The organism is Rhabdothermincola salaria (genome assembly GCF_021246445.1).
Classification (GTDB): Bacteria; Actinomycetota; Acidimicrobiia; order Acidimicrobiales; family Acidimicrobilacustridaceae; genus Rhabdothermincola_A; species Rhabdothermincola_A salaria.
This window is the reverse complement of the sequence record NZ_JAJQXW010000002.1, coordinates 742,708-755,609: the sequence shown is the minus strand read 5'-3', so window position 1 is coordinate 755,609 and position 12,902 is coordinate 742,708. Positions and strand designations below refer to the sequence as shown.

Here is a 12,902-nt window from a genome sequence, read left to right as displayed (position 1 = left end):
GCGTCAGGCGGCCAGGTCGGGACCCAGCACGACCAGCAGCGAGGCGCCGGCGGGATCGGCGGGCGGCTCGGCCGGCATCACCCTGACCGCGGCCGGGTCGGTGCCGAGGGTGGTGGCCAGGGCCTCGGCCTCGGCCTGGGACCCCTCCACGAAGTAGACCAGCGTGGTGGTGACCGGCGAGGCGTTGGTGGTCTCGACCTGGGTGTAACCGTCGCCTTGGAGCTGGGCCTGCAGGGTGCCGGCGGCGCCGCTGACCCCGGCGCCGTTGGCCACCATCACCGGCACCTCGGCCGGCGGTCGCACCGCCGGCGGGACCGTGGTGGTGGTGGCATCCGGGTCGACGCTGGTGGTCGTGGTCGCCTGCTCGGTGTCGTCGCCGGTGGACACCAGCGTGCCCTCCTCGTCGTAGCCCTTCACCAGCAGCACCACGCCGATGACGACGGCGATGACGATGAGCACGGCGCCGACGAGGTTGTCGCGCGCCGGCTCGGAGCCGCCCGGGCCGGCCGGCGGGTTCACAGCCCTTGCTGCTCCGTGGTCTCGCTCCGAGACTCCTGGCGGGCCCGGCGCCGGCGGTCGCGCATGCGCCGCAGGCGACGCACGCCCAGCGGGTCGTACTCGTAGGCCTCGGGGCTCTCGAGGAGCTGACCGAGGACCTCGTAGTAGCGGGTGGCCGAGAGCTCGAACTTCTCCTGGATCAACGTCTCCTTGGGGCCCGTCTCGTTCCACCAGGAGCGTTCGAAGTCCAGGATCGCCCGATCACGATCGGTCAGTTCCATGTGTCGAGCTTTCCCCGCCGTTGGTTCGAATACAAGGACCCCACCAGTGTCGCACGCACCGCCTCCCGACCCGCCCCACCGCCACTCACCAGCCGACGCTCCCCGCCTTCCGACCCGCCCCCGCGCGTACCTGTCGGAGACGTGCGCCCACAGGTGGCGCGAGATCCCCGACAGGTTCACACCGGTGGGCGGCGGATGGGGTGGGCGTCCCGACGTCGGGGACGGCCTGCTCAAGCCAGGGTGGCGCCGTCGACGCGGACGTACTCGCCGTTGACGTGGGCGGCGTCGTCGGAGGCGAGGAAGGCGATGGTGCTCGCCACCGTGTCGGGGCCCCGGTTCTGGTCGACGGGCGAGATCCGACCGAAGAGCGACCAGTCCGAGTCCGGCGGGAGCATGGCGCCGGTCGCCGCGCTGAGCGGGGTCTCGATCCCGCCCGGGGCGACCGCGTTGACCCGCAGACCTCGCTTGGCGTACTCCACCGCCAGGGTGTAGGTCATCGAGAGGATCCCGCCCTTGGAGGCGGCGTAGGCGAGCATGTAGGGGTGGCCCGACAGGCTCGAGGTCGAGGCGGCCATGACGATGTTGCCCCTGCTCTCGAGGAGGTGGGGTAGGCATGCCTCGGTCACCAGGAACGTGCCGGTGAGGTTCACGCCGATGACGAGGTCCCACTGCTCGCGGGGGACCTCGTGGCTGTGGCTGGTCCGCATGATGCCGGCGATGTTGCACAGCACGTCGAAGCGGCCGAAGGCCTCCACCACCTCGCCGACCACCCGGGCGACATCCGACTGGTCGGCCACGTCGCACACCCAGGCCCGGGCCTCGACGCCGGCCTGGCGAGCGGCGGCGGCCACCTCCTCGACGGCGTCGGCCTGCACGTCGAGGCAGGCCAGCGTGGCGCCCTCCTCCGCCAGGCGCTCGACGGTCGCCCGACCGATGCCCGATGCCGCCCCCGTCACCAGCACGACCTTCTGCTCGAACCGTCGCATATGTAGATCCCCCCGTGTCGTCATCTGAGAATGCCCCTTGCCTAGCCGCTCGGAGGCCATGGCGCCCTCCTCGCGGGCTCGTCGGGACACGGTGTGGCGGCGACGCTGCGCCTGCCCGCCGCCACCTGACAGCCCGAGTCAGCCGACTGGCAACAGCCGACGCTGCGCAGCAAGGAGGCTCAGCCAGCGCGCGCGCTTCGCCGAAGGCGACCGAAGGAGGCTTGCCGACCGCAGTGACAGCCGAAGGAGCGCAGCGACGGAGGCTCAGCAGACGTAGGGGTTTCGCCGACGGCGGCGAAGGGAGGCTCGCCGACCGGAGCTGGATGTCACTGCTTGCCGACCGGAGCAAGATCTCACGGAGCCCGAGCAGGGATTCGAACCCTGGACCCCCTGTTTACAAGACAGGTGCTCTGACCAACTGAGCTACTCGGGCGGGAGCTGCGGAGGCCCCGGCAACGACGGTGTGGTCCCGACCGGGGCGAGGTCGAACGCTAGCCGCCTGCCTCGACATCGATGCTCGCGCTCCGAGCCAGTCGAGGTGTCCCGACATGTCGGTTCGCGGCGGTGTCCGGGATGCGCCGCTCTCCCCGCCCCGGGGCGCCGAGCGCATCGGTGCGACGATGGGTCGGGCCGGTCGATCGAGGAGCGGGATGGACGACAGCAGCACCGAGCGACCCGAGCGGTCGAGGTCGTAGCCCGATATGCGCCGCCGACCACATGCCCGGCTGATCCGCAGCGGTGCCGCCGTCGTCGCCGTCGTGGTGGCCCTCGGCGCCTGCGACAGCTCCGGCCGGGAGGACGACGCTGGCAACGGCGTGGGGACGCGCGGCTCGACCCCGGTGTCGACAGCCACCGAGGCACCGACCACCACCATCGTCGAGCCCACCGCCATGGATGCGCGCTCGAGGCTCGCGCGCCGTCTCGCGCTCGAGACCCAGGACCCTGATGCCGCCCGGACGGTGGCGGCGGAGCTCGACCAGGGCGTCGTGGACAGGCTGATCGAGGCGACCGACGGCGACCTCGAGGACAGCCCTGTCCTCGGCTACACCCCGGACCGTGCCGCCGACGAGCAGATCGATTCGCTCTGGCTGTTCTCGTGGGGCTTTCGCATCGACCCCGCCTCGGGCATCGCACCCGTGGGGCTCACCGACACCCCGCCGCCGATCGAGTCCCTCCGACCCGGACCGGTCAACCGGGCCATCGCCGAGGCTGCGGCGGACTTCGTGGAGCGGCACCCGGTGCCGATCGTCGCCCAGTGGGAGGTCGCCCGCGAGCTCGACCGTCTCGGCGTGCCCGACGTCATCTCCGTGGAACCGATCACGACCCCCGAGGGCGAGACCGTCTATCTCAGCACCCCCGGCGTCATCCAGGAAGGCCAGCGACTCGCCGCCGCCGCCGGCGTCGACCCCGGGCGCGCCGGCATCATCACCTTCGACCGGCTCGCCGTGGGCAGCCTTCTCGTGGCCGACACGCTCCGGCTGGATGCCGTCGTACCCGAGGGCGTCCGGCTTCCGGTCGAGTACGACCCCGAGTCCGGACAGCTCTGGACGCGATCGTTGGAAGCTTGGCTCCCCGTCGATCTCCTCGGGCGGTCCTACTTCGCCGAGTAGCGCACCGTCGCAATGCCGGCGCAACGGTCTCCCCCCCCCTCGTCAGGGGCCGGACGACCGGCCCTTCTGACCAGCGCGGCGCCGACCGCCCGGGGTGCTCCGCTCGACGCGAGGGTCGGGGCCGGCCCGGTAGGGTTGCGCGGCCCGCTGGCGACTCCTGCGCCGAGCGCCGAGCAGGCGCCCCCACCGTCCACACCGCGTCCCGCCGACCCGATCCGGCCTCGCCGGCGCGCCGGCCGGGACGCCCCCGCCCGCTCCAGGAGCCCGCAATGCCACCTCTGGACCTCGACCTGCTGCGGGCGGACGACAGCCAGGCCTTGCACGACTGGATCGAGGCCACCGGCACCCGCGAGATCGCCGACGAGCTCACCCGCCTCAGCCCGGCCGAGACCGCCGTGGTCTTCCGCCTCCTGCCTCGGGACCGAGCGCTCGAGGTCTTCGAGGTGCTCGACCCGCACGACCAACAGCAGGTCCTCGACGGTCTGCGCGACGACCGGGTGATCAGCCTGGTCGAGGCCATGGAGGCCGACGACCGGGCCCGGCTCCTCGACGAGCTGCCGGCCGGGGTCGCCGCCCGCCTCATCAGCCAGCTCAGCCCCGACGAGCGCGACGCCACCGCCTTGCTCCTGGGCTACCCGGAGGACTCCGCCGGGCGCATGATGAACCCGGAGTACGTGTCGCTGCGGGCCTCGATGACGGTGGCCGAGGCCATGGCCCGCATCCGGCGCGAGAGCGTCGACGCCGAGACCATCTACGCCCTGCCGGTGCTCGACGACGCCCGTCGCCTCATCGGCATCACCGGCCTGCGCAAGGTGATCATCACGCCCGACGACACCCGCATCGGCGACGTGATGACCACCGACGTGCACTCCGTCACCACCGACACCGACCGCGAGGTGGCGGCGCGCCTGGTGCGCGAGGAGGGCCTCATCGCCCTCCCGGTGGTCGACTCCGAGCAGCGTCTCGTCGGCGTGGTCACCGTCGACGACGCCATGCGCGTGCTCGAGGACGAAGAGACCGAGGACTTCGCCATCCAGGGCGCCAGCGTGCCGTTGGGACGGCCCTACCTGTCGTCGTCGGCCATGGGTCTGGCCCGGGTGCGGGCGGTGTGGCTGCTGGTGCTGATCCTCACCGCCTTCCTCACCGTCAACGTCCTGCAGATCTTCGAGTCGACCCTCGCCGAGGTCGTCACCCTGGCCGTGTTCATCCCCCTGCTCATCGGTACCGGCGGCAACGCCGGGGCCCAGGCCTCCACCGCGGTGATCCGTGCCCTGGCCGTCGGGGAGGTGCGCCTCGCCGACCTGCCCCGGGTGCTGTGGCGCGAGACCCGTACGGGGTTGTTCCTCGGGTTGCTGCTCGCCCTGGCCGCCTTCGTCCCGGTGAGCCTCATCTACGAGCCCGATCTGGCCCTCGTCGTGTCCATCACCCTGGTCGCCATCTGCACCTGGGCCACCGCCGCAGGGTCCACCTTGCCCCTGCTGGCCCGGCGGGCGGGCGTCGACCCGGCGGTCGTCTCGGCCCCGCTCATCACCACCCTGGTCGACGCCACCGGCCTGATCATCTACTTCACCGTCGCCCGGATCGTGCTGGGCATCTGAACGCGAGGCGGATCCCCAGCGGGTAGGACTGGAGGCCATGGCCACCGCTCCCACCGACGACGCTCCCACCGACGGCATCGAGATCGACGCCCCGACCCTCGCCGACGGCCCTCCCCTCTGGCGGGCCGCCCAGGCGGCCGGCGGGCTCGACGTCAACCCCCTCTACGCCTATGTGCTGTGGTGCCGGGACTTCGCCGCCACCACTGCGGTGGCCCGCATGGACGGCGAGGTCGTGGGCTATTGCACCGCCTACCGCCGCCCCGACGTGCCCACCACCTTGTTCGTGTGGCAGATCGCCGTGCTCCCCGCCGCCCGCCGCCGCGGCCTGGGCCAGCGGATCCTGCACCACCTCGTCGACCGCCACGGCGACCTCACTGCGCTCGAGGCCACCGTCACCCATGACAACGAGGCGTCGCTGGCCATGTTCGGCACCTTCGCCCGCCAGCGGGGATCGGAGGTGTCGGTGTCGCCGCTCTTCGGCCCCGAGCACCTCGGCGACGACCACGAACCCGAGGACCTGCTGCACATCCCCCTCCCCTGACCACGCGTCGCCGCAGGTCGGGGACGTCGGCGTCGACGCTTTCGCGGCGAGCACCCTGGGTGCACGGCGACGTGGGAAGTGTCACGCCACGTGGTTGTTGCCCATAGGGTCGTCGCCCGGTACCGTCAAGAGGCACACTCACAACCAGTACCCGTGGGGTACGCGGCTCCGTGGTCCGCCCACCAGGCGGCTCCACGTGTGGTTCTTGGGAGGAATGCCTGCTCTCCGTCGGCTGGATCGACGGGTCGAGGTGGGCGTCGGCTCTCGGGGGTCGCAGGGTCTTTCCACCGCCATCGCCGCACCGAGGTTCGGAGCGTCGGTGACATAGGTCACCGACCGTTGTCGATGGTGGCTGTCGGACGCTCCGACGGGTAGGTACCCATCAGCGTGCTGCACCGGCGGGAACACCCCGCCGGACAAGGAGGCAGAGCAGTTTCATGAACGTCATCGAGGAGCACGAGTCCGAGGTCCGCAGCTACTGCCGATCCTGGCCCACCACCTTCGACCGGGCCGTGGGCTCGGTCATGTGGAACACCGACGGGGAGCGCTACATCGACTTCTTCGCCGGTGCGGGCGCACTCAACTACGGCCACAACGACCCGGACCTCAAGAAGGCCCTGATGGACTACCTGGCCGGTGACGGGGTCGTGCACAGCCTCGACATGTTCACCAAGGCCAAGGCCGACTTCCTGCGCACGTTCGACGAGGTCGTCCTGACCCCTCGCGGGCTCGACTACAAGGTGCAGTTCCCCGGCCCCACCGGCACCAACGCCGTGGAGGCCGCCCTCAAGCTGGCCCGCAAGGTGAAGGGCCGCGAGCAGATCGTCAGCTTCACCAACGCCTTCCACGGCATGACCCTCGGCTCGCTCGCCGTCACCGGCAACTCGATGAAGCGCGGCGGCGCCGGCATCCCCCTGGCCCACACCACGCCGATGCCGTTCTGCAACTACATGGAAGAGGGCAGCGGCCTCACCTACTTCGAGAGCCTGCTGGCCGACTCCGGCTCGGGCCTCGACCTCCCCGCCGCGGTCATCGTCGAGACGGTGCAGGGCGAGGGTGGCATCAACGTGGCCAGCTACGAGTGGCTGCGTCGCCTCAGCGAGCTGTGCCGCGACAACGACATCTTGTTGATCATCGACGACATCCAGATGGGCTGCGGGCGCACCGGCCCCTTCTTCAGCTTCGAGCCGGCCGGCATCACCCCCGACATCGTCACCTTGTCGAAGTCGATCAGCGGCTACGGCTTCCCCATGGCGCTCACCCTCCTGCGCCCCGAGCTCGACGTCTGGGAGCCCGGCGAGCACAACGGCACGTTCCGAGGCCACAACCCGGCCTTCATCACCGGCGCCGCCGGCCTGCGCAAGTACTGGTCCGACGACGTCCTCACCACCGAGGTCGAGGCCAAGACCAAGCTCATCGAGGGCGCCATGCTCAGCATCGTGAGCACCACACCGGGCACCGACACCCGGGGCCGCGGCTTCGCCCAGGGCCTCGTGTTCGAGGACCCCGACAAGGCCTCCGCCGTGGTGAAGGCCTGCTTCGAGCGGCACCTGCTGCTCGAGACGTCCGGGCCCGAGAGCGAGGTGGTCAAGGCCATGCCGGCGCTCACCATCACCGAGGCCGAGCTCAACGAGGGCCTCGACATCCTGGCCGCCTCGGTGGCCGAGGTCATGGGCACCGGCGCCGACGTCGATGTGCCGACCGACGAGGCGGTGACGTCGTGATCGTCCGCCGCCTCGACGACATCGTCGGCACCGACCGCGACGTCCACGCGCCCACCTGGAGCTCGCGACGCTTCGTGCTCGCCGGCGACCGAGTCGGGTTCTCGCTGCACGACACCGTGCTGCACGCCGGCACCGTCACGGAGATGTGGTACGCCAACCACATCGAAGCGGTGTACTGCATCGAGGGTCTGGCCACCCTCGACGACATCGCGACCGGTGAGTCGCATCGCATCGAGCCCGGCTCGATGTACCTCCTGAACGGCCACGAGAAGCACCGTCTGACCATCCACGAGACGTTCCGCGCCGTGTGCGTCTTCAACCCGCCCGTCACCGGGCAGGAAGTCCACGACGAGGACGGTGTGTACCCGCTGTTGACCGTCGACGACGAGCCCGAGGAGGTCGTGTCGTGAGCACCACTGCGCCCCCGTCGCTCTATCCGACCCGCACGAGCGCCGATCCGGTCACCCTGCCCCGCCAGGAGCCGGTGGTCTGGGGTGACCGCGACGCCGGGCCCCTCTCGACCGCTCAGGTCGACGCCTACGAAAAGGACGGGTTCCTCGCGTTCGACGCCCTCGTCGAGCCGGCCGATCTGGCGACCATCGAGCACGAGATCGCCCAGCTGTTGGCCACGGTGCCGGGCGACGACGAGCGGATCATCCGCGAGCACGGAGGCGACACCGTCCGGTCCATCTTCGAGGTCCACAAGCTGAGCAAGGTGTTCGCCGACCTCGCGGCCGACCCGCGCCTGGCCGGTCCCGCCCGCCAGATCCTCGGCTCCGACATCTACCTGCACCAGAGCCGTCTGAACCTCAAGCCGGGCTTCCGGGGCAAGGAGTTCTACTGGCACTCCGACTTCGAGACGTGGCACGCGGAGGACGGCATGCCCCGCATGCGGGCCGTGAGCCTCTCGCTGTCGCTGACCCGCAACGAGCCGTGGAACGGCTCGCTGATGGTCATCCCCGGATCGCACCGCGAGTTCGTGGGCTGCGCCGGCGAGACGCCCGCCGACCACTACCGGAGCTCGTTGCGGGCCCAGGAGTACGGGGTGCCCAGCGAAGAGGTGCTCGCCCGCCTCGTCGACCAGGGCGGCATCGAGACCATCACCGGCCCTCCGGGTTCGGCGGTGTACTTCGACTGCAACGTCATGCACGGGTCGAACGGCAACATCACCCCGCTGCCGCGCACCAACGTCTTCTTCGTCTACAACAGCGTCGAGAACGCCGTGGTCGAGCCCTTCGCGGCGCCCGCCCCTCGCCCGGAGTTCATCGGCGCCCGCACCTTCGAGCCGCTCTAAGCCACGCTGCTGGGCCGGTCAGGCCGCGGAGCTCGTCGACGGGTACCGCACGTAGTGCTCCTGGAGGAGCGCGATGAAGGCCGGGTCCCGCACGGGGTCGTCGGGCAGCCGGGGATCGACGCCACGCGTGCGGAGGTCGGTCACGAACCGGTCGAGGACCCCACCCAGGTCGATGTCGTCGCTGTGGTCGTCGTGGCGGCGGGCGTCGTCGTCGGTGAGGAAGACGTCGGCCTTCCACGACAGGCTGACCCGGAGCCGATCGCGGGGCACCTCGGCCACCGTCGTCGTACCGTCGACGATGGCCCACTCCGACGAGCTGCGCCTCACGAGCTCGCTCTCCAACGAGAGCCGGGGCATCCCGTCCTCGGGGCGCCCAGTGGGCCGCACCCGGTGCCACATGAAGTCGTTGTCGGCGACGATCATGGTGTTGTCGATCGCCCCCTCGTGGATGACCGACGGGCGGTCGGGACCATCGGGCCAGTACTCGAAGCCGCCGTCCTCTCCGGCGTAGAACCAGCCCACCCCGGTCGCGATCTTCACCCTCACGTCCTCGAAGAGCCCCGACAGGCCCATGATCGACAGGAACGAGATGGGCCAGTCACGCCGATCGAACCCGCGGAACGCAGGGACGTCGGTGTGACCGGCGCCCTGGGCGAACGGGAGCTGCCACGTGAGGTTCACGTAGACGGTGTGGGGGCGCACGACCGCGGCGCCGAACACCCGCCGGGCGGCGTCGACGAGCCGCTCGTCGTGCAGGATCGCATCGACCCCCGGCACGGCCTGGCCCTCGGTGGCCCAGTTCCCCCGGAAGACCGGGGCGACGACCATCTCACCGGGGGCGTTCCCCGAGAGGGCGGCGTACTCGGCGTTGTTGGCGAAGTAGCGCTGCACGGGCCAGTAGGGCGCCTGCTCGTCGATGAGGCGGCGCACGAGGTCCACGTCGGTCACGGCAGGGTCGAGCACCACGGGCGGGCTCGGTGTCGTCGGCGGCGGCGTCATGGGCCCAGCGTGCCACACCCCGGCGCGGTGCGTCCTGGGACGACGGACGTCGAGATGAACCGGCTCGTGTGATGGCCGTCACCCGGTACGGTCGGTGCCCATGAGCATCCTCGGTCACCGTGTCCTGCGTCGCGAAGATCCGGCGCTGCTCACCGACGGCGGCACCTACGTCGACGACATCGTTCGCGATGGCGCCGCCCACGTGGTGTACGTCCGCTCCACTGTCGCCCACGGCCACATCGAGTCGATCGACACCGACGAGGCCCGCACCGCGCCCGGGGTGCTGGCCGTCGTCACCGCCGCCGACATCGACCTGCCCGACCTCGTCCCCCTGGCCATCGTCGACCAGGCCATGACCCGGCCGGTGCTGGCCACCGACACCGTCCGCTTCGTCGGCGAGCCCGTCGTCGCCGTGGTCGCCGAGACCCGCAACCAGGCGGTCGACGCCGCCGAGGCCGTGATCGTCGACATCGAACCGCGGCCCGCCCTCGTCGACCCCGAGGCCGCGCTCGAGCCGGACGCACCGCTGCTCTTCCCCGCGGCGGGCACCAACGCCGCCATGGTCATCGACCACCACGGCGACCCGGTCTCGTTCGACGACTGCGACGTCGTCGTCACCACCCGCACCGTGAACCAGCGGGTGGCGCCGGTCCCCATCGAGGCCCGCAGCGCCCTCGCCTGGTGGGAGGACGACCGCCTGGTGGTCGAGATCGGCTGCCAGGGCCCCCACCCGGTGCGCACCGCCCTGGCCGAGGCCTATGGGCTCGACCCCGAGCAGATCCGGGTGGTCTGCCCCGACGTGGGCGGTGGCTTCGGCGCCAAGGCCCAGATCCCTGCCGAGGCCCTGCTGCTCGGCGAGCTGGCCCGGCGCATCGACCGGCCCGTCCGCTGGAGCGAGACCCGCTCGGAGAACCTCGTGGGCATGAACCACGGCCGAGGCCAGGTCCAGACCGTCACCCTGGGCGGCACCGCCGACGGCCACCTCACGACCTACCGCCTCGAGGTCGTCCAGGACGCCGGCGGCTACCCCACGATGGGCGCCATCCTGCCCTTCGCCACCCGCATCATGGCCAGCGGCGTCTACGACATCGCCGAGGTCGAGTACCGCTCGCGCTCGGTGGCCACCACCACCACGCCCACCGGCGCCTACCGCGGCGCCGGTCGGCCCGAGGCGGCCGCCGCCCTCGAACGGGCCGTCGACCTCTTCGCCGCCGAAGCCGGCCTCGACCCCGCCGACGTGCGCCGGCGCAACTTCGTGGCCCCCGATGCCTTCCCCTTCCAGACCCCCATGGGCACCACCTACGACAGCGGCGACTACGAGGGCGCCCTCGACCGGGTGCTGGCCGCCGCCGGCTACGACGACCTGCGGGCCGAGCAGGCCCGGCGCCGAGCGGCCGACGACTCCCGCCTCCTGGGCATCGGGCTGGGCTGCTACGTGGAGATCACCGCCATGACCGGGGGCGAGGAGTTCGCCTCGGTCCAGCTGCGCCCCGACGGCACCGCGCTGGTGGTCACCGGTTCCAACCCCTACGGCCAGGGGCACGTGACCTCCTGGGCCATGCTCGTCGCCGAGCGCACCGGCCTACCCCTCGACCGCATCGAGGTGGTCTACGGCGACACCGACGTGGTCCCGCACGGCGAGGTGACGGGCGGGTCCCGCTCGGCGCAGGTGGCGGGCTCGTCGGTCGACGACGCCGCCGGCAAGCTGGTCGCCCTCGCCCGCGACCGGGCCGCCGACCTGCTCGAGGCCGCCGTCGACGACGTGGTCCTCGATGCCGAGACCGGCGCGTTCCACGTGGTGGGCACCCCGGCCATCAGCGTCGACTGGGCCGCGGTGGCCGACACCGCCGACACCCACGAGCTGCTGGCCGTCTCGGACTTCTCGTCCGGGGGGCCGTCGTTCCCCTTCGGCGCCCACGTCGCCGTGGTCGAGGTCGACCGCGACACCGGCCAGGTCGACCTGGTCCGCATGGTCGCCTGCGACGACGCCGGCCGCATCCTCAACCCCCTCATCGTCGACGGGCAGGTGCACGGCGGGCTGGCCCAGGGCATCGCCCAGGCGTTGTTCGAGGAGGTCCGCTACGACCCCGACGGCAATCCCGTCACCGCCACCCTCATCGACTACGCCGTCCCGTCGGCGGCCGAGCTGCCCAGCTTCGAGCGGGTGCCCATGGAGACCCCGTCGCCCATGAACCCCCTGGGCGCCAAGGGCATCGGCGAGTCCGGCACCATCGGCTCCACCCCTGCGGTGCAGAACGCCGTGATCGACGCCCTCGCCCACCTGGGCGTTCGCCACATCGACATGCCGCTCACGCCCGAGCGGGTGTGGCGGGCCCTCCAGGAGCTCTGAACCGGTGCGCATCGGACTGTTCGTCGCCGAGACGGGACCGGGTGGATCCGACATCGACGACGTCGTGGCCCGGGCGGTGTGGGCCGAGGAGCACGGACTGCACGCCGGGTGGGTACCCCACGTCCCCTGGAGCCTCGATGCCCTCACCGCCCTGGCCGTCGCCGGCCGGGCGACGTCGCGCATCGAGCTCGGCACGGCGGTCGTCCCCACCTGGTCCCACCACCCCTACGGCCTCGCCCAGCACGCCCTGACCACCCAGGCCGCCTGCGACGGCCGGCTCCTGCTGGGCATCGGTCCCAGCCACCGCAGCGTCGCCGAGAACTGGTACGGCGCGGACTACGACGGCGTCATCCACCACGTGCGGGAGTACGTCGCCGTGCTGGAGGCGGCCAACCAGGCCCAGCGCGAGGTGGTCGACGGCACCGCCGGCGCCATGGGCGGGAGGGTCCACCACGAGGGCGAGCGCTTTCCCGTGGAGGCCATCCTGGCCGTCCCCGGGGCCCGTCCGGTGCCCCTGCTGCTCGCCGCCCTGGCCCCGCTGATGCTGCGCCTCGCCGGTGAGCGAGCGGCAGGCACCATCACCTGGATGTGCGACGAGCGCACGCACGCCGACCACGTGGTCCCTCGCCTCGCGGCGGCGGCCGAATCGGTCGGGCGACCGCTGCCGCGGGTCGTGGCCGGCCTGCCCGTGGCGGTCTGCTCGGACCGGGAGGAGGGATTGGCGGTGGCGGCCCGCCGCTACGCCATGTACCGCGAGATCCCCACCTACGCGCGGGTGCTGGCGCTGGGCGAGACGGGTGCCCCGGAGCAGGTCGCCGTCATCGGCACCGAAGAGGAGGTGGCCGCCCGTCTGGCGTCCTACGCCGATGCCGGGGTCACCGACCTGGCCGCCATGACCTTCGGGGTGGGTGCCGACCCCGCCGAACGCACCGCCAACCACGACCGCACGCTGACGCTGCTGGCCGACCTCGCCCGACGCTGAGCGCCCCGACCCGGCCGGGCGCCCGGGGGACGTATCCGC

Annotated in this window: 12 protein-coding genes and 1 tRNA gene; 8 read left to right on the top strand and 5 right to left on the bottom strand. The window is 71.8% G+C overall.

Annotated elements, in window-relative coordinates:
- Positions 1-3: 3 nt before the first annotated feature.
- The 4 genes from LUW87_RS19320 to LUW87_RS12735 form a co-directional block, all read right to left on the bottom strand.
- Positions 4-519, bottom strand: coding sequence for a LytR C-terminal domain-containing protein (locus LUW87_RS19320; protein WP_232671554.1), 516 nt, complete (start codon positions 517-519; stop codon positions 4-6).
- Positions 516-779, bottom strand: coding sequence for a DUF3263 domain-containing protein (locus tag LUW87_RS12745; protein WP_232671553.1), 264 nt, complete (start codon positions 777-779; stop codon positions 516-518). Before LUW87_RS12745 ends, LUW87_RS19320 begins: the two co-directional genes overlap by 4 nt.
- Before the next feature lie 230 nt (positions 780-1,009).
- On the bottom strand, positions 1,010-1,765 hold the full coding sequence (locus LUW87_RS12740) for an SDR family NAD(P)-dependent oxidoreductase (protein ID WP_232671552.1): 756 nt from the start codon (positions 1,763-1,765) through the stop codon (positions 1,010-1,012).
- Positions 1,766-2,124: 359 nt separating this feature from the next.
- Positions 2,125-2,198, bottom strand: a tRNA-Thr gene (locus tag LUW87_RS12735).
- Between the two features lie 268 nt (positions 2,199-2,466).
- On the opposite strand from LUW87_RS12735, the gene LUW87_RS12730 reads away from it, so the two are divergent.
- From LUW87_RS12730 to thpD, 6 genes are all read left to right on the top strand, one after another.
- Positions 2,467-3,375, top strand: coding sequence for a hypothetical protein (locus LUW87_RS12730; protein ID WP_232671551.1), 909 nt, complete (start codon positions 2,467-2,469; stop codon positions 3,373-3,375).
- Positions 3,376-3,644: 269 nt separating this feature from the next.
- Positions 3,645-4,973: a magnesium transporter gene (gene mgtE / locus LUW87_RS12725; protein ID WP_232671550.1), complete on the top strand. Its 1,329-nt coding sequence runs from the start codon at positions 3,645-3,647 to the stop codon at positions 4,971-4,973.
- A gap of 37 nt (positions 4,974-5,010) precedes the next feature.
- A complete protein-coding gene (ectA, locus tag LUW87_RS12720; RefSeq protein ID WP_232671549.1) occupies positions 5,011-5,514 on the top strand; it encodes a diaminobutyrate acetyltransferase in 504 nt (167 codons plus the stop codon).
- A 437-nt stretch (positions 5,515-5,951) separates the two neighbouring features.
- Positions 5,952-7,238, top strand: coding sequence for a diaminobutyrate--2-oxoglutarate transaminase (gene ectB / locus LUW87_RS12715; RefSeq protein ID WP_232671548.1), 1,287 nt, complete (start codon positions 5,952-5,954; stop codon positions 7,236-7,238).
- Complete coding sequence (locus LUW87_RS12710) at positions 7,235-7,648, top strand: ectoine synthase (protein WP_232671547.1); 414 nt, start codon at positions 7,235-7,237, stop codon at positions 7,646-7,648. Before ectB ends, LUW87_RS12710 begins: the two co-directional genes overlap by 4 nt.
- Positions 7,645-8,532 carry an ectoine hydroxylase gene (gene thpD, locus LUW87_RS12705; protein ID WP_232671546.1) on the top strand — a complete coding sequence of 296 codons (888 nt, stop codon included), beginning with the start codon at positions 7,645-7,647 and terminating at the stop codon, positions 8,530-8,532. Before LUW87_RS12710 ends, thpD begins: the two co-directional genes overlap by 4 nt.
- 18 nt (positions 8,533-8,550) lie before the next feature.
- On the opposite strand, the gene LUW87_RS12700 is transcribed toward thpD, so the two are convergent.
- The gene (locus LUW87_RS12700) at positions 8,551-9,531 is read right to left on the bottom strand and encodes a hypothetical protein (protein ID WP_232671545.1); all 981 of its coding nucleotides are present in this window, start codon (positions 9,529-9,531) and stop codon (positions 8,551-8,553) included.
- 100 nt (positions 9,532-9,631) lie between these two features.
- On the opposite strand from LUW87_RS12700, the gene LUW87_RS12695 reads away from it, so the two are divergent.
- Both LUW87_RS12695 and LUW87_RS12690 read left to right on the top strand, forming a co-directional pair.
- Positions 9,632-11,881, top strand: a complete 2,250-nt coding sequence (locus LUW87_RS12695; protein WP_232671544.1) for a xanthine dehydrogenase family protein molybdopterin-binding subunit — start codon at positions 9,632-9,634, stop codon at positions 11,879-11,881.
- A gap of 4 nt (positions 11,882-11,885) precedes the next feature.
- Positions 11,886-12,863 carry a TIGR03564 family F420-dependent LLM class oxidoreductase gene (locus LUW87_RS12690; protein ID WP_232671543.1) on the top strand — a complete coding sequence of 326 codons (978 nt, stop codon included), beginning with the start codon at positions 11,886-11,888 and terminating at the stop codon, positions 12,861-12,863.
- Positions 12,864-12,902 lie beyond the last annotated feature (39 nt).